This is a genomic window from Paenibacillus sp. UMB4589-SE434 (assembly GCF_030226685.1).
Lineage (GTDB): Bacteria > Bacillota > Bacilli > Paenibacillales > Paenibacillaceae > Paenibacillus_B.
Window position 1 is genome coordinate 1,569,609 of sequence record NZ_JASOYK010000001.1, and the last position, 15,690, is coordinate 1,585,298.

The 15,690-nt window shown below is 44.7% G+C and carries 18 protein-coding genes and 1 riboswitch; of the genes, 6 read left to right on the plus strand and 12 right to left on the minus strand.

The features are described from left to right. Window position 1: 1 nt before the first annotated feature. The 3 genes from QP775_RS06330 to QP775_RS06340 all read right to left on the minus strand — a co-directional run bounded on the left by QP775_RS06330 (window position 2) and on the right by QP775_RS06340 (window position 2,365). Window positions 2-793 (minus strand): SDR family NAD(P)-dependent oxidoreductase, encoded by a 792-nt coding sequence (locus QP775_RS06330; protein ID WP_285104523.1) that lies wholly within the window; start codon window positions 791-793, stop codon window positions 2-4. An 80-nt stretch (window positions 794-873) separates the two neighbouring features. Further along, window positions 874-2,034 (minus strand): UxaA family hydrolase, encoded by a 1,161-nt coding sequence (locus QP775_RS06335; protein WP_481857258.1) that lies wholly within the window; start codon window positions 2,032-2,034, stop codon window positions 874-876. Between the two features lie 16 nt (window positions 2,035-2,050). After that, window positions 2,051-2,365 (minus strand): UxaA family hydrolase, encoded by a 315-nt coding sequence (locus tag QP775_RS06340; protein ID WP_239328039.1) that lies wholly within the window; start codon window positions 2,363-2,365, stop codon window positions 2,051-2,053. Window positions 2,366-2,509: 144 nt separating this feature from the next. Between QP775_RS06340 and QP775_RS06345 the strand changes: the two genes are divergently transcribed. Beyond that, complete coding sequence (locus QP775_RS06345; protein ID WP_239328040.1) at window positions 2,510-3,526, plus strand: LacI family DNA-binding transcriptional regulator; 1,017 nt, start codon at window positions 2,510-2,512, stop codon at window positions 3,524-3,526. A gap of 140 nt (window positions 3,527-3,666) precedes the next feature. Here QP775_RS06345 and QP775_RS06350 read toward each other — a convergent pair whose 3' ends face one another. From QP775_RS06350 to QP775_RS06360, 3 genes are all read right to left on the minus strand, one after another. Continuing rightward, on the minus strand, window positions 3,667-4,023 hold the full coding sequence (locus tag QP775_RS06350; RefSeq protein ID WP_239328041.1) for a DUF1048 domain-containing protein: 357 nt from the start codon (window positions 4,021-4,023) through the stop codon (window positions 3,667-3,669). 4 nt (window positions 4,024-4,027) lie between these two features. Continuing rightward, window positions 4,028-4,330 (minus strand): PadR family transcriptional regulator, encoded by a 303-nt coding sequence (locus QP775_RS06355; protein WP_275444559.1) that lies wholly within the window; start codon window positions 4,328-4,330, stop codon window positions 4,028-4,030. Between the two features lie 367 nt (window positions 4,331-4,697). Further along, window positions 4,698-5,456 (minus strand): DUF4184 family protein, encoded by a 759-nt coding sequence (locus tag QP775_RS06360; RefSeq protein WP_285104527.1) that lies wholly within the window; start codon window positions 5,454-5,456, stop codon window positions 4,698-4,700. Window positions 5,457-5,846: 390 nt separating this feature from the next. Here QP775_RS06360 and QP775_RS06365 point away from each other — a divergent pair, with 390 nt between their 5' ends. Continuing rightward, a complete protein-coding gene (locus QP775_RS06365) occupies window positions 5,847-6,491 on the plus strand; it encodes a metal-dependent hydrolase (RefSeq protein ID WP_239328043.1) in 645 nt (214 codons plus the stop codon). A gap of 136 nt (window positions 6,492-6,627) precedes the next feature. Here QP775_RS06365 and QP775_RS06370 read toward each other — a convergent pair whose 3' ends face one another. The 3 genes from QP775_RS06370 to QP775_RS06380 all read right to left on the minus strand — a co-directional run bounded on the left by QP775_RS06370 (window position 6,628) and on the right by QP775_RS06380 (window position 9,881). After that, on the minus strand, window positions 6,628-7,629 hold the full coding sequence (locus QP775_RS06370; RefSeq protein WP_239328044.1) for an AI-2E family transporter: 1,002 nt from the start codon (window positions 7,627-7,629) through the stop codon (window positions 6,628-6,630). A 335-nt stretch (window positions 7,630-7,964) separates the two neighbouring features. After that, window positions 7,965-8,888: a DMT family transporter gene (locus QP775_RS06375; protein ID WP_239328045.1), complete on the minus strand. Its 924-nt coding sequence runs from the start codon at window positions 8,886-8,888 to the stop codon at window positions 7,965-7,967. A gap of 155 nt (window positions 8,889-9,043) precedes the next feature. Then, window positions 9,044-9,193: riboswitch (FMN riboswitch) on the minus strand. A gap of 286 nt (window positions 9,194-9,479) precedes the next feature. Further along, complete coding sequence (locus QP775_RS06380) at window positions 9,480-9,881, minus strand: VOC family protein (protein WP_285104531.1); 402 nt, start codon at window positions 9,879-9,881, stop codon at window positions 9,480-9,482. Between the two features lie 460 nt (window positions 9,882-10,341). Between QP775_RS06380 and QP775_RS06385 the strand changes: the two genes are divergently transcribed. Both QP775_RS06385 and pdaA read left to right on the plus strand, forming a co-directional pair. Continuing rightward, window positions 10,342-11,124: a polysaccharide deacetylase family protein gene (locus tag QP775_RS06385; RefSeq protein ID WP_285104533.1), complete on the plus strand. Its 783-nt coding sequence runs from the start codon at window positions 10,342-10,344 to the stop codon at window positions 11,122-11,124. Between the two features lie 60 nt (window positions 11,125-11,184). Continuing rightward, on the plus strand, window positions 11,185-11,934 hold the full coding sequence (gene pdaA, locus QP775_RS06390) for a delta-lactam-biosynthetic de-N-acetylase (protein ID WP_483312005.1): 750 nt from the start codon (window positions 11,185-11,187) through the stop codon (window positions 11,932-11,934). 46 nt (window positions 11,935-11,980) lie between these two features. Here pdaA and QP775_RS06395 read toward each other — a convergent pair whose 3' ends face one another. Continuing rightward, the gene (locus QP775_RS06395; protein ID WP_239328049.1) at window positions 11,981-12,946 is read right to left on the minus strand and encodes an NAD(P)H-dependent flavin oxidoreductase; all 966 of its coding nucleotides are present in this window, start codon (window positions 12,944-12,946) and stop codon (window positions 11,981-11,983) included. Between the two features lie 212 nt (window positions 12,947-13,158). On the opposite strand from QP775_RS06395, the gene QP775_RS06400 reads away from it, so the two are divergent. Then, window positions 13,159-13,413, plus strand: a complete 255-nt coding sequence (locus tag QP775_RS06400) for a hypothetical protein (protein ID WP_239328050.1) — start codon at window positions 13,159-13,161, stop codon at window positions 13,411-13,413. 98 nt (window positions 13,414-13,511) lie between these two features. On the opposite strand, the gene QP775_RS06405 is transcribed toward QP775_RS06400, so the two are convergent. After that, the gene (locus QP775_RS06405) at window positions 13,512-14,669 is read right to left on the minus strand and encodes an MFS transporter (RefSeq protein WP_275444585.1); all 1,158 of its coding nucleotides are present in this window, start codon (window positions 14,667-14,669) and stop codon (window positions 13,512-13,514) included. A gap of 169 nt (window positions 14,670-14,838) precedes the next feature. Next, window positions 14,839-15,312, minus strand: coding sequence for a translation initiation factor IF-3 (gene infC, locus QP775_RS06410; RefSeq protein ID WP_285104540.1), 474 nt, complete (start codon window positions 15,310-15,312; stop codon window positions 14,839-14,841). Window positions 15,313-15,375: 63 nt separating this feature from the next. Between infC and QP775_RS06415 the strand changes: the two genes are divergently transcribed. Next, window positions 15,376-15,684: a hypothetical protein gene (locus QP775_RS06415; protein WP_239328053.1), complete on the plus strand. Its 309-nt coding sequence runs from the start codon at window positions 15,376-15,378 to the stop codon at window positions 15,682-15,684. Window positions 15,685-15,690: the final 6 nt, after the last annotated feature.

The following is a 15,690-nucleotide window of genomic DNA, read 5'->3' on the forward strand; positions in this document are numbered from 1 at the left end:
CCTACCGTTCCATATGGTCATCTGGCTGTGCCGCCTTTACCGTCAATCCGCCATCCACCATCAACAGATGCCCATTCACCTGCATGGCCTCGTCGGAAGCAAGGAACACAACGGCATCACCAATCTGCCGCGCTGTGCCGAGTCGTTTCATCGGATTTGCTTGGATTTCTTTTTCGCGCATACCAGGTGCCGCTAAATACTCCGTACACATGTCCGTGTCCACTGTACTCGGCCCGACCGCATTCACATTAATGTTGTACGGACCAAGCTCAATTGCCATTCCTTTGGTCAGCATATGCGCTGCTGCTTTGGAGGATTGATAATGTGGGATCACCGGACTAGTCACGACAAGACTTGCCGTGGACAATACGTTTACAATCTTGCCGTATCCCTGTTCGATCATGGAAGCAGATGCCCGCTGCGAACATAAAAAGATCGATTTGACATTTGTATTGTAAGTGCGATCCCACGTTTCTTCCGTGACCTTCAAAAAGGACTCGAACGGTGCTATGCCAGCATTGTTCACGAGGATCTCTACTTTACCCAGCTGACTCTCCACTTCTTGGAACATGGTTTGCACATCATCAAATTTACCGATATCCGCTTTCACGATAATAGCTCGACGCCCGATCTCCTCGACCTTCAGCTTCACTTCTTCAGCCTTCGCTTTAGACGCATCGGTATGATAATTAATGGCGATGTCAGCCCCCTCCTCAGCTAATCGAATAACGATGGCTTCTCCGATTCCGCGGCTGCCACCAGTTACAAGTGCAATTTTATGAAGTAAACGCATAGTCCTGTACCTCCACTATTCATTATCAAATTAATTAACTTAGCGATAAATGCTGTAAGCTTCACAAGTCATCGACAAACTTATAGACTCGGACCAATACGATTGATGCTAAATTCGGTATGCCCCAGAATCTCAGCTTTAGTTAGCTTGCCCCCTGCTACAGCCTGAATTTCTGACCATATGGTATGACCGCTATCCTCGAGACTCGTTCCCCCTCCCATTAGCGCGCTTACGTCTATGTCCATATTGTCAGACATTTGTTTGTACATCGCCGCATTCCCAGTAATCTTGATAACTGGGATAACGGCAGCGCCTGTAGGTGTGCCCCGCCCCGTCGTGAAGCATACAAGATGAACTCCGCCTGCCGCCATCCCGGACACACATTCGATATCGTTGCCAGGCGAATCCATAAAGTACAACCCACCACTCGGCACCTGCTCCGCATACTCGACAATTCCTTCAATTGGCGCCGTTCCACATTTGCTGATACAGCCGAGCGACTTTTCTTCAATCGTACTTAGGCCGCCTGCGATATTGCCTGGACTCGGATTGCCACCGCGCATATCCGCTCCCATGCGCTCCACTTCTCGCTCAAAGCGATTCACAATGTGGTAAAGACGTTTAGATGTCTCCTCACTGCGGCACCGTTCCGCCAGTACATGCTCAGCTCCGATGATCTCGGTTGTCTCGCCAATGACAACCGTCCCGCCAAATTCAATCAGTCGGTCTGCTGCCACGCCCAAAGCAGGGTTGGAAGCGATCCCTGATGTTGCATCTGATCCACCGCATTTTACACCGATCTTCAGCTCGCTAAATGGGATCGCTTCCTTTTGCATCATATCCAGCTTCGCTTGCATCTCAGTTGCAAGGCCTACCCCATGCTCTATCGCCTTAATGGAGCCACCAATAGATTGGATATCAAATACTTCTACCAGCTTGCCTGTGCTGCGTATCTCGTCTGCTAATGCGATCGGATCGACTACTTCACATCCCAGACTAACGATAATAACACCACCTACGTTCGGGTTCTTGCCTGTACCTGCTAATACATCAAAAGTCCGCTGCTTGTCTGCCCCAATCTGGCTGCAACCATGCTGATGGGGAATTGCAATGCTGCTTGGAACAAGCTGCTGAATACGATTACAAACTTGATTTGCACAAATGACCGTCGGAATAAGAAGCAAATGATTTCTGATACCGATAACATTTTTATTGCGACGATAGCCTTGAAACGTAGATATCATATCAAATCTCCTCCTACTGACGGGCTTGATCTCCCCGTCCTCTAATACCTTCTAGATTGTGGACGTGCACATGCTCACCTACAACAATTGTACGTGCAGCTCTGCCTATCACTTCTCCATATTTGCGTACCAGCACACCAGCCTCCATGTCTAAGAGTGCTAGTTTATGACCTAATATAATGTCCTGTTTCAACCGAACACTATACTCTTGCCCTTGTACGATATAACTAACCTGCTCGCCAGACTGAAGGAACTGTAAAGCTGTAGCAACATGATCCCGTTCATCCATGACGATAATTTTGGCATTGGTTTGAATCGGAGTGGACATATAAACACCTCCATTTACTGGGATGATACCGATATCTCAAAACTATCATTTAACCCCCTTGCTGTCAATTCAAAATTTAGACTACAATAGAGATAGCACTTTTTTTAATGGATGATCACATTTCACACGGAGTGATAACAACGAATGACCACGATATATGATATTGCCAAGCTTGCTAATGTTTCACCGATGACGGTGTCGAGAGTTATTAACAATAATGGCAGAGTGAGCGATAAGACTCGGGCCAAAGTAAAAAAGATAATGAAAGAATTGCATTACGTTCCAAATTCCATGGCACGAAGCCTTGTCCTGCAGCAAAGCCACATCATTACGCTGCTCATTACAGATATCGCGAATCCGTTCTATACCACCGTCGCACGTGGCGCGGAAGATGCTGCAAACCGTAATGGCTACAAGTTGATGTTCGGCAACACGGATGAAAGTCTGTTTAAAGAGCAGGAGTATGTAGATACTTTTCTCTCTATGCGAGTTGATGGTGTCTTGTTTGCGCCGGTCGGCGACGATTCCAAGCCGCATCTAGAGCGGCTGCAGCAGAATAATATGCCGCTTGTCTTAATCGACAGAGAGGTGCCTGGCATTACAGCTGATGCTGTCATCGGGGATAGTAAAGATGGTGCACGCAAGCTGGTTGAGCTGCTCATCCAGCAGGGGCATACGCGAATTGCGCTTGTGAATGGTTCTAGTCATGTATCCACGGCACGTGAGCGTTTAAATGGATACATGGAAGCTTTAAAACTGAACGATCTGCCAGTAGATCCAAGCTATGTTACCGAATGGAAATATAATCAGACTGGCGGTGACCGTGAAGTGATTCGAGGCTGGATGGAACGAGAGGATCGGCCTACGGCAATCTTCGCAGCTAATAATATACTCGCACTGGAAACGTTAAAGCTGCTTCGTTCGATGGACATTCGTGTGCCGGACGACATTTCGCTGGTGAGCTTTGATGACTTCGGACAAGCCGACGAGGTGTCACCGTTTCTGACCGTCGCCTCACAACCTGCTTACCAATTTGGCGTCCTCGGCATGCAGATGCTTATCGAGCGCATTCAGAACAATGAACAACCTGCGCGCAAGCTGGTACTGCCTTGTTCTATTATTAATCGTACATCCAACATGCCACCATCCCACTTGCGCTGATCATCAAACTGAGCCTTCAGCTGTCAGAAAAGAAAGCATTAGACTGAGCCTAGAAATGGAAACAGCGATAGCCAAGGACGAAAAATAAAGTCCTGGACTGTCGCTGTCCGTGGTAGTCTGCTCCCTGATCTCTTTATCCATTACTTTCCCAGTTTTTTCAGAATGTCACGGTTGAACGCTTCGCGCCAGTTTTCCGTGTATGTGCTGACACTGCGTAAAAGCTCCTCGCAGAACGCGGCTACGTCCTCGCCAGTAATCTCCAAAACATGTTTGCCGTCCGCCGCACCGGCCTCAAATAGATCTATCAGGCCATAATGGATCTCCATCATGTCATATCCGGATCCCGCCGCGAACTTCCACATGTGACCCTGAATTTTCTTGAATACATATTGATAGTCTTCCGGCAGAGCCTCTACTCTTGCCATCTGTAGCTTGTATTCGCGCTTGCTCTCAATGATTTTTTTGATATTCAAGTAATTATTAAAAAACTCAGACATTTGATTATTCCTCCCTTAATTGATTAATTTTCGACGCGACGAACTCCCACTTTTTCCAGAACCGACGCAGTTCCTCGTACCCTGCATCGTTGAGACTGAAGAAGTTTCGTGCTGGCCCCTTGTCGGATGGCTTTTTGGTGACATGTACCAGCTTGTTTTTTTCAAGCCGGAGCAGTATGGTGTATACCGTTCCTTCTACCACATCGGTGAAGCCGAGAGCGTTCAGCTGTCGCGTGATTTCGTAGCCGTAAGTTTCTTTGCGGCTTAAAATTTCAAGTACGCAGCCCTCAAGCACGCCTTTGAGCATTTCCGTCAGGTTTTCCAGAACAATCCCTCCTTTATCTATTTTGTATCACTGGTATGCAGTATTACTTACTACCACTATAAAGTAACACTAAATAGTTAGTTTTTCAATACCGTTTGCTCTGATACGCATTTTACATTTTCAACTATCCTGCCCCGCTTAATGAAAACTCGTCAGTCTACAACTTTATTTTTCCAGTTTATCAAGACCTAAATTTATAAATTTCTGTAATAATAAAGGGTTCTGCATATTAGTCATGACTAATATGCAGAACCCTTTATATGATTTGATGTTCTTAAGTTTAGGTCATGATAATTCCGAGTCCAATACTTTATTACTTCAGACATCGGCATTCCGTTTAGGAAATGACTTAAGACTCAGTTCTTGAATGAGCGATGACATATCCACAAGAAACGATAATGATCGCAGATGTTACACTGCTCATCATCGTTACAATCCATACTCCGTATGCATAAACAGAGATTCCTCCCCGTAAATAACTGCTTAGCCCGAGGATGACTAGCGCAACAATCGCAATTAGCAGCCAGAATTTCAATTTAACAGATACTGATACAATAGGAGCAAGATTTTGCCCCTTATCTCTTATCCGATAAGCCCACACGATCACACAGATCCCGCCGATGAGCGTGCTGCCATGCTGAGCCAACTTATAGAATGGAATGTGCCAGTACCCGATCTCTATCGAAGCAGCCAATAAAGGGATTCGGGTGACCGCATAACCTTGTACATGCGTAAATGCATCCCACGCCACATGTGTCGCCATTCCTAGCAGCGCAGAATAAACAAATATAATAAAGGAATGAAGTGAGTGTATCCCCCATGTTTGAACTGCATGTGTCCTATACCAAGTTGAGATCGGTTCCGGCAAATGTGGAATGAGCATTCGTTTTACGATACCGTGATACACATAACTGCATAAGAAAACAAGCGGCAAATTAAAGTATAAAAAACCTGACCATGAATGTCCGATAAGCCCATGCGGTGCGAAATATATAAAGTACTCAAAATCTGGTGCCATACTGCCGAGCACTAGCGCTGTAAAGCAAAACATATGTTTTCGCTTATATAAGGGAACAACAACAGCTGGGTGTGCTAACGTAAAAGGCATATATTAACATCCCTTTCATATTTACATACATAGTTTCGTCATTGCAGTAACTTGGCCCAAGGTAACTACACAGGAATGACAGTCTTCGAACAGATGTAGAGTCACAACACTTATTCTTTATATAACTCCCGCAATTCTCTTTATCAGCTTATACGAAGTGCTCACCCGATTCAATCTAATGTCAGCTACACGCTGCGCATGGTTCCAGTTTCCAGTCGTCGCCTCATCCTGAGATATGGCAATATACTTAGTTACGCTAGTAACCCCGCAATAAGCGAGTTATAACTTAAGGGTTGCCCTCTGTTGTCTCCTTCGTCGCATTGCTGTATAATCAATTAGCAAACATATGTTTGCATTAACATCTAGAGATACATAACGAAGGAGGACACAATGAAAGGAAGGACACATCTTGGGATAGGCTGCGCAATTGGAGTGGCAGCTGCAGCCTACTACCCATTTACCTGGCAGAATGCCACACTCTACATTGCAGTGTCGGCCTTCTCAGCGCTGAGTGCTGATCTGGATGGCCCAAGTCTATTAACGAGCAAGCTTGGGAAGGTATCCAAGCTGCTTCGTGAGTTAGGACTGTGGATAGGGGCCTTGATGGTGACGGGTATCATTTATCTATATGCCAATAATTACGAGGTACCTCCTGGTCTCTCCTTATGCGCAATCGCAGTCATGTTGCTCGGTATCGTAGCACGGGATGGATTTATCCGTAATGTACTCGCCTGCCTAGCAGGCTGCGTAGTCGTTTACTTCGGTTATCGAGAACAGATGGATTGGCTGCTTCTGCTCGGCTTGTTTATCGCAATCGCCCCTTGGCTTAAACACCGGGGCATGACACATACGATCTGGGCAGTCATCCTCTGGGGGTATATCGGATCTGGACTGGAAGGCTATTTGCAGCTTGAAGGCATCATGTGGACAGCAATCGCAGGATACGTCTCTCATCTAGCAGCAGACACCGTCACGCCAAGAGGTGTGAAGTGGCTATTTCCTCTTTACAAAAAATCGATACGTCTCCCCTTCTAGTTGACGTCCCACACCAATTTAGCTTATAAGTCTAACTGATAAATGGTGGAATACAAAAAGGGCAGCTCTCCGCAATTATTGCGGGTGAGCCTGCCCTTATTTCGACAAGTTGACTGTAGACATCTGTTATGAATCGTTAATCGACCTGTTTCTTCACATCTAATATATCCAACAGGAAGACAAAGATCGGAATACCGATAATTAAGCCCCATACTCCCATAAAATGCTCGGAGAACAAGAGGACTAGGAACGTATAGAAGACAGGAAGATGTGTCTTGGAAGACATCAGCTTCGGATTCAGCATGTATGCCTCAACAGCATGGATGACCGTAATTAATATGATTACGTAAATGATATACTTCAGTCCGCCAATGCTGAACGCAATCGTACACAGCGGCACTAATGATATAAACACACCAGCTACTGGAATAAGACCCAATACAAAAATGATAAGCGCTAATCCGATAAGCTGAGGGAAGCCAAGCATCCACAAAGCAAGTGTAGTCAGAATACAATTGATCAACGCAATCAACAACTGAGTTTCGAGTACTTTTCCGAATGTCTGTACAAATTTGACGCCAAAGTAAGCTACTTCATCAAAGAACCAAGATAGTTTACTGGACTTGAATTGTGCTGTAAATTGCGTAACCTTCGTCTTCTCCAGCAAGAAGAACAGACTCAAAATTAAAGAAATAAACAATTGTAAACCAAAATGGCTTATCTTAAACACAAAATCCATGCCCGGCTTGATGTATCCTTTAATGTCAAAGGAATGCAAGAATGACACCACGTAATCAGGAAGTCCGTTAGCCCTAGGATGTGTATAAATGGCCACAATATAATGATACAACTGCAGAACCTGCTCCCATATCATCGGGAACAACTTATACGAACCGAGTACGATAATTGCTACAAGCAAGACGTACAATATTGGCAGGACAATCTTAGGGTGAATTCGCATAACCCGGTTAAGCGGCTTGGTCACCATCTCATGCAGCCTGCCCATCAGAAAAGTAAAGATAAACGTTAGCAATATAACATTCATCATACTTCTAACGCTGTACAACACAAAACAGAAAAGAGCCAGTATGGCAAATCGTCTAACGCTCTTACTCTCAACAATCCTCTTCCAATCCATAAGATTCCTCAATTCTATTTAAGTAGACTGAACAATTGACTATACGTATGACTTCATGAAAAGAAACAAATACTTCATTATCATAACGTCTGTCCAATTATTTTACAAATAGTGAGCATGTTCTTTTTAAATATACAATGAAGCACACCTTGTACAGCTCCTCTATACATACTTATTCATGATTGTCGTGGTTTCTTCCAATTTTTTCTCCTCTCATAAAAATAACCAGACAAGCCGCTCGGCAGTGCCTGGTTATTAACCATATATAAAGTTCGATCCGGTGATCCAACAAGCTAATTAGATTTTGATATGAGCTAGGCTACTTTCAACCATGATCATTGCTGCCTGGATACAAGATACAAGGCTACCCATATAAGTGCAAACCCTGTGACTTGAGCTGTCGTCACAATTTCTTGAAACACAATCCAGTTCATCAACATGCCTACCAGTGGAAATGAAAGTTCTGCCAGCGTTGCATAAGAAGCCTTCGTTGTAGACAAGCCCCGGTAGTACAGCAGCAAGCTCACAAGTCCTGGAAGCAGCGCCTGCAGCAGAATATAGAACGTCACCGTGCCCCATTCGGAGCCGGGCACATTCCAGCTTGGAGCTTCCGTCCATGTGATGACAAACAACAACGGGAGCGCTAGCAAGAAGCGCAGTGAAGTTACGGTTTCGTATTTCATCTTGCCGAGCATATATCTGCCCATGACTGTTGAGCCGCCCCATAAAAACGCCGCCCCTAGTGCCAGCAAACTGCTTGTTCCAATGACATCGCTCATATGACCAACAGGTGATGACCAGCCGAATGTTAATAAATACGTTCCTATGACAGCTAGCAATAGCAACGATGAGAAACCTTTCGGCAGTGACTCCTTAAGCAGGATTCTCGCCAACAATACGGCGAAAATAGGTTGCAGCTTTTGCAGCAGCAGTACACCATTTGGATTGCCTTGTGCGAATGCATCTGTAAACATAATGGTGGCAAACACAGAACCGCCCCACGAAATAAAGAGCAACGCAAACAAGTGACGCCATGAACACCCCTTTAACTCATGGCGATGCAGCCATAAGACAGGCGCCGCAAAGACAAACAAGATCAAATGCTCAATCAGTACAATCTGTGATGAAGTTAATAACTCCAACAACAGCACACGGAACAGAGGTCCAATGCCCCATAAAGCAGCTCCCATTGCAACCAGCCATACGCCAGTGCGCGAACTCCCCATTCTGCCTTGATCCACGTTCAATCGGTTCTCCATATTCAATAACCTCCCAAGGTCGTTGAATATAGGATCTAGACGTGCTTGAAGAAGACATACCCCACCCAACTATAGAACTATAGCTGGTTGTGGTATCAGCGAATTTCACTTTCGATCTGTAGTTACAGTTCATCCTGTGGAAATGCTTGCTAACATGCGATCTTCTTCCATCCGGACTTTACCGTCGGCCTTGGATTCCCACCAAGTCAGTCGCTGTACACGCTTGCTGTACTACGAGTCGCGGGCTTAGCGTCAAATAACGCCTTACCGCCGGTCAGGAATTTCACCCTGCCCTGAAGATCCTATTTCAATTTATGTAGTAACAAAGTCAACTCGAATACGATAGATGACTAGTCCCGTTATTTATTATAACGTCATTTCACTATAGAGCAATGATGATTTATGTAATTGACAATATTGGACTTATATGCAGATAACGAGATGTAATCCGCTGCATCAGTGTATTTACTTGTGAAAGGGTTACCAACGTTGAAAATCGAAAATATAAATATGCCTCAGTAATGACAGAAATGAGATTATCCGGGTGTAAAAAACGCCGGTGACCTTAAGCAGGTGGCCGGCGTTTCCATATTAGCGTTTCGGCATTTTGCTCTCATCCATGTACAGCAGGTTCCAGCGGTGACCGTCCAGGTCGGCAAATCCTGCGCCGTACATCCAGCCGTCCATTTCACTTGGCTTGCCAAAGATGCTTCCTCCGGCAAACTCTACTTTTTGAATAAAGGCATCTACTTCTTCTCTGCTTTCCGCACCAATCGAAAATATTACTTCTGCGCTATGGGAAGTATCTGCGGTTTTTGAACCTGTAAATTTCTCAAACGCCGCATCCGGGAACAGCAGAATTGTTGTTTGACCTATAGCAAGCTTCGCTCTCTCGTTACCAACGCTCAGCGCATGGAATCCAATCTCATTGAAAAAGGCAGTTGACCTCTCAACATCTTTGACCGGCAGGTTAATCCAAATCTCCTGTGACACGGGCTGTCGCCTCCTGGAATATATTTCAACAACTCTTACTATACTCTACTTCTGGCAGCAGAAGCGAATCTTATAAAAGAAACTGCAATGTATGGCATTCCTGTCCTGCATCCTGTGGTTTCCGTAGTGAACTTATTTACTTGTCTGCTCCAGCATTGTCTCAATCAAGGGTTCGATCTGGCCAAAGAATGGATTTCACATCAAAGTAGAAGTGTGTTTTGTATTACAGCGGAACAACAATGCCGATCTAAACGGCCGGAAGTCCTTGCCAGATTTTACTTTTGGCAAGGACTTTATCTGCTCTTCGAATGTTTTCGTATACGAAGTGTTACAAAAATAATCGCTCTACATAGGCTTTTTTATTTCCAAAAACATTCAGTTTATTTCAACTTCAAGATTCGCACAATAGAGTAAATAATACCTGCTGGAAAGACTTAAGCTTCCTGAAAAGGGGATACATATGTTACGAATAGTTGTGAGTGTAATACTCTGCTTTTGCTTGTCCTTTTTAACAATAGAAGTTAACGCCTGGCCTACCCAAAAGAGCAGAGAAGATTATGAGAAGCAGGGCCACATAATATGGGAGGCAAAGACGGATCAACGCGTTATGGCTTTAACTTTTGATGACGGGCCTGATCCGATTCAAACAACCGCCATATTAAATGTTTTAAAACAGTATGGTGTAAAAAGTACTTTCTTTGTGCTCGGTCGCAGAGTGAAGCAGCATCCCGAAGTCGTTAAAAAAATTATTGCCGAGGGGCATGAGATTGCTAATCACACGTTCTCTCATACCTATTTCAACGCCAGATCGACCGCTTCCTTTATCCGTCAAGAGATTGAACGGACCCAACTCGCTGTTTATGAGGTGACAGGAGCAAAGCCTACTTTGTTTCGACCACCAGGAGGTAATTACAACGATCGAATCATCAACACAGCTCACCTGCTGGGCTTAAAATCAGTGATGTGGTCATGGCATCAAGACACCAAGGATTGGACGCATCCCGGTGTCGGCAAAATATGTGATAAGGTGCTTAAAAACGCGCACAACGGAGATATTGTACTATTCCATGATTATGTGCCTGGAAAAACTCAGACCGAGCAAGCGCTTGAAACTATTTTGCCTGAATTACAAAAAAAAGGGTTCCAGCTTGTTACCGTTTCAGAGCTAATACGTATCAGCGGCAATCAGCAGAAGGTCATTCACCCGGATCAACGCTCCAAATCAAAGCAAGTTGTGAAATAACAAAATTGGAGGAGTCACATGCTAAAACCATATCTAGCTTCGATGGTAATCGTGGTCCTTATGTTGGCCTCAACGGCAGCATGGTGCACTAACGTTCATGCACATCAAGGCCCAGCCTATCACTTTGGTTTCAAAAAAAGCCAAAACGGAAGTATGCCATCAATTAACGAGGAAGGATTCAAGCCCATCGTCGACAAATATGGAGCCGTATTTCTAGGAGATACAAACCGCAAAGTATTATATTTAACCTTCGACAACGGCTACGAAAATGGATTTACTGGTAGTATCCTGGATACACTAAAGGTTAAAAAAGTGCCAGCTGCATTTTTTGTAACAGGCCATTATGTTAAGACGCAGCCCGATCTACTGAAACGGATGTATGCTGAGGGTCACATTATCGGCAATCACTCTTGGAGTCACCCTGATATGACTCAAGTGTCCTCCCTACGCTTGCGAGAAGAATTAGACAAAGTGCAGACAGCAGTGTCCCAAGTAACCGGCCAACAAGAGATGCGGTATCTTCGTCCGCCACGTGGCATCTTTAACGAGCAAACGTTGGATGCGAGCCGACAATTAGGGTATGTGAATGTGTTTTGGTCCATCGCCTATAAAGACTGGGATGTAAATCAGCAGCGCGGGGCGCAATACGCATATGATAATGTCATTAAACAATTGCATCCTGGGGCTGTCATTCTTTTGCATGCTATCTCAAAAGACAATGATGGCGCCTTAGGCCGCATTATAGACGAGGCGAATAGACAAGGCTATCAATTTGTTAGCTTGGATGAGCTAATTGCTGGCAAGCGCTGATTTTTGTAAATCGTGTATGCTGAGAAAAGTGAACACCCTTGGTCTTTCAGCCAAGGGTGTTCCATCTCTCCGTAAAGCCAGCAGATTGTCTGAACTCTTGCTTTAGTTGATTCACAAGCTCACTAAGTGGCAGCACCCTATCTACGTCTCCTACTCCCTGCCCAGCCGACCATATATCTTTCCAAGCTTTCGCCTTCGTATCCAGATTCACCATACCAGCATGACGATGCGGATCAGAGAGGCTTAGGCTTATTCCAGCGTTCTCTAAACTGCTCTTTAAGTAATTAGCCTTTACCCCACTTACAGCATCTGTATAAATAATATCGTCTAAAGTTGACTCGATCAGCATCTGCCGATAAGCATCATTCGCTCCGCTCTCGACTGTTGCGATAAAGCGCGTCCCCATATAGACCGCGTCCGCTCCGATTGCTATGGAAGCACGAATATGCTGACCATTGGAGATGCAGCCTGCCAGTATTGTTATGCCCTTCCACCAGCGCTTTACCTCTGCCACAAAAGCATAGGGATGAATGGTTCCACCATGACCACCAGCTCCATTGCATACCAAGATAAGACCATCAACGCCGCAATCGGCTGCCTTTCTCGCATGTGTAATCGTACTCACATCAGATAGTACAATTCCTCCATAATCATGTACGAATTCAACAACCGATGCAGGATTGCCAAGTGAAGTAATGACGATTGGCGGCTGGTGTTTACGAATCAGCGTGGTGTCCTCCATCCATCGTTTATTACTGCGATGAACAATCAAGTTAACCCCCCACGGGCCAATCTTCTGTTCTGGATGGGAGTCGCGGAACGCTGTTAATTCCTGTGCAATGGATGTCATCCATTGATCGAGTTGTACGGTCGTACGAGCATTTAAGAGGGGAAAGGTTCCAACTAGGCCTGCTAGACAGCTTTCAATAACCATACGGGGATTGGAAACGAGAAACATCGGGGCAACAATGACCGGCAGCGATAAATCGCTTAACCACCGTGAGGAAATCATCTAATTGCTCACCTCTTTTTCATTGAGAAAGCATTTTATATTTAGTTTATTAGTTCACGGCGTCCATAATGACTGCCAACACGCTTTCTAATGATTCTATTCCAGTGCGTAAGCTAATGTTATATTATGGTAAAGTCATTGTTTCTCTCTACTTGTTCTTATATGCTCTAGTAGCAGGAAGAATCATACTAATTAGTTGTGGAGGGACTTCAATGCACAAAGGATTAAGGTCTGCCGTTTTATGTGCCGCAGTAGTTGTTTCCATGTGGGGTTCGACTTCAGCTGCTTCTGCTCATCCTCTAGTGAACCTTCACAGTTATACCAGCTTTAACACTTATCTGGATGCACTAACAAAGCAATACTGGACTGATGGCAGCAATGCGCATGACCAATGGGAGCTTGACGAACAGAATGCACAATATGAGGCCGACATCGCTGCTGCAAAAATTTATTTTGGCATCGAATAAATTATTTGTAATCCTATAAATAAAATGCGTTAGCTTGAAGCTCCTAGCTCTTTAGGAGCTTCCTCTGTATTTCTACGGCGGCACAAAAATAAGCACCGCTACATTTTAGCAGGTGCTTTTCTAACCTTTACTGCCGTTAATGCTAATACGGCCGCTACGGCTCCAGTAATCGCAAGTGTCAGGAACAAGCTCTTATTCGAACCATTCATGAGCAGTGAAGCAGCCATAGGTCCTGCTGCCACCCCTACGAAGCGCATACTGCTGTATAAAGAACTAATCGTACCTCGCTGTTCCTTCTCAATTCCCTCTGTTATAAAAGAGTCTAAACACGGCAAAGACGCGCCTAACCCCAATCCTGCAGCGCTGAGGCAAGTCATTATTCCAACCACTGACTGAAACAACAGACAAAGGATAACTGCGATGGTGGACACTGTGAATCCGATACAGACGATCCATTTCATTGCATACTTGTTTTCGCCTATCGACTTGCCTGCAATGTATGAAGCCACACTCAAGACGGCTAATGGAATCGCGATAATGCAGCCTTTTACAATACCTTTGTAGCCATGGGCTTCTTCTAATGTCTCAGACAAATAAAATAGCGAGCCAAATAACATAAACATGCCTATGCCGCCGATAACAAACAGTGCCATTAACCATCTGAAATTATCTTTAATCAATTGGATTGTGGTACGCAAAAAGTCTCGCACAGGGACGGATTTATGCTCGGTTGCAGCAGTCGGTTTTTTGACTAGAAACAGCACCAACAATATGGAAATAAAGCATAATACTGGCACAGCCCAAAAAGGTAAATACCAGACAATGGCAACCAAAGCCGAGCCCAAAATAGGGCTTAAAACTTTCCCGATTGTGTTGGAGGTTTCAATCAAGCCAAGACCACTGCTTACATCTTTTTCATTTTTGAACATGTCCCCGACTAACGGAAGCACAATCGGCATCGCCCCCGCTGCTCCAATCCCTTGCAGCACCCTGCCGATTAAAATAATGGAATAGGACTTATCCATCCAAACTGCTGCAGCGCCGCATATACCACCACCTATACCCGCAATAGCAAGACTCGGAATAATAACCGCCTTACGCCCAATGCGGTCTGATAAATATCCTGCGATTGGTATTAAAATAATGGCCATGACGGAGTAAGCGGTAATGAGCAGGCTTGTTTGAAAAGAACTGACTTTAAGCTGTCTCCTTATCTCCGGTAAGACGGGAATCAACATGGAATTGCCTAACGTCATAATTAAGGGAATAGATGAAAGCGCTAATAAATCAGATCGCTTGTCAGCTTGCAAAATCGGCACACCTCCGCACAAATAACCCATTTACGGACCTTAAACAGCTTCCTAAAATGATAATCTGCACGTCAATGACCTTATTTATGCCTGCACATTTATGTACCCCGTTAGTTTATAGTGGATTCACTTGAACGCATGCTTGTTTACCGCTTAATTGAATACCCGATTGCTTGTTGCCGGCATGTGCCAAGTCCACCAGCATTCGCTGCAGCAGCGCTTTGGCCTGCTCCCCTTCCTTACCGGTTATTTTGACAACCAATTGTACCGAATCTCCAGACTTTAACAATCTTTCTGCCTGATTAAGCTTGGTTTCATAATCGTGATCTTCAATTCTTGCCGTTAGTCTAATTTCTTTTACTTTAGAATTCTGTTCCCGTTTGCGGGACTGCTGTGCTTCTTCTTTCACCGCACCTGATCGAACTAACCTGCATGGTGGTGGACTGCTCATTAATGAGGTGCACACTAAATCGACTTTGTGCTGCTTTGCCAAGACCAGTGCCGCTTTTGTGGACATAATACCTAAGTCTTCACCATTGATACCCGTCACATGAACTTCTGCGGCTTTTATTTTTTCATTCTTTATCATTGTGATAACCCCTTTAGCTTCGCTATAATGAACCCATATTAACGTGATTAAGGAGATTAAGCAATGAACTCTAAAGAAATGGAAGAACAAATGATTCAAAGTTATCAGCAGGATGAAAACATGATGATTCTTGTATTTGCGCAATGGTGCGTTAACCATAAGCTGGACCCGGAACAATTGTACCAGCGTGCATATCCCCAACAGACTGCTAATCACGCACTGCAACAAGCAATAGAATTGACCGTCCCAGCAGATGAAGCTGGTGAGATACCCGATCACACGCTGCTTGCTGTCCTTTCCTTATTTGGAAACGAGGATTTGGCTTACATCGTGACAGAAGAGATTCAAAAGAGACCTCCTACGAAAAAATAAGCTTAA

Excerpts from the sequence above, each read along its gene's own strand:
- QP775_RS06415 (WP_239328053.1), top strand. The coding sequence starts at position 15,376 with ATGAACTCTAAAGAAATGGAAGAACAAATGATTCAAAGTTATCAGCAG.
- QP775_RS06395 (WP_239328049.1), bottom strand. The coding sequence starts at position 12,946 with ATGATTTCCTCACGGTGGTTAAGCGATTTATCGCTGCCGGTCATTGTT.
- QP775_RS06405 (WP_275444585.1), bottom strand. The coding sequence starts at position 14,669 with ATGACGTTAGGCAATTCCATGTTGATTCCCGTCTTACCGGAGATAAGG.
- QP775_RS06400 (WP_239328050.1), top strand. The coding sequence starts at position 13,159 with ATGCACAAAGGATTAAGGTCTGCCGTTTTATGTGCCGCAGTAGTTGTT.
- QP775_RS06365 (WP_239328043.1), top strand. The coding sequence starts at position 5,847 with ATGAAAGGAAGGACACATCTTGGGATAGGCTGCGCAATTGGAGTGGCA.
- QP775_RS06345 (WP_239328040.1), top strand. The coding sequence starts at position 2,510 with ATGACCACGATATATGATATTGCCAAGCTTGCTAATGTTTCACCGATG.
- QP775_RS06330 (WP_285104523.1), bottom strand. The coding sequence starts at position 793 with ATGCGTTTACTTCATAAAATTGCACTTGTAACTGGTGGCAGCCGCGGA.
- QP775_RS06360 (WP_285104527.1), bottom strand. The coding sequence starts at position 5,456 with ATGCCTTTTACGTTAGCACACCCAGCTGTTGTTGTTCCCTTATATAAG.
- pdaA (WP_483312005.1), top strand. The coding sequence starts at position 11,185 with ATGTTGGCCTCAACGGCAGCATGGTGCACTAACGTTCATGCACATCAA.
- infC (WP_285104540.1), bottom strand. The coding sequence starts at position 15,312 with ATGATAAAGAATGAAAAAATAAAAGCCGCAGAAGTTCATGTGACGGGT.
- QP775_RS06375 (WP_239328045.1), bottom strand. The coding sequence starts at position 8,888 with ATGGAGAACCGATTGAACGTGGATCAAGGCAGAATGGGGAGTTCGCGC.
- QP775_RS06355 (WP_275444559.1), bottom strand. The coding sequence starts at position 4,330 with ATGCTCAAAGGCGTGCTTGAGGGCTGCGTACTTGAAATTTTAAGCCGC.
- QP775_RS06385 (WP_285104533.1), top strand. The coding sequence starts at position 10,342 with ATGTTACGAATAGTTGTGAGTGTAATACTCTGCTTTTGCTTGTCCTTT.
- QP775_RS06350 (WP_239328041.1), bottom strand. The coding sequence starts at position 4,023 with ATGTCTGAGTTTTTTAATAATTACTTGAATATCAAAAAAATCATTGAG.
- QP775_RS06370 (WP_239328044.1), bottom strand. The coding sequence starts at position 7,629 with ATGGATTGGAAGAGGATTGTTGAGAGTAAGAGCGTTAGACGATTTGCC.
- QP775_RS06340 (WP_239328039.1), bottom strand. The coding sequence starts at position 2,365 with ATGTCCACTCCGATTCAAACCAATGCCAAAATTATCGTCATGGATGAA.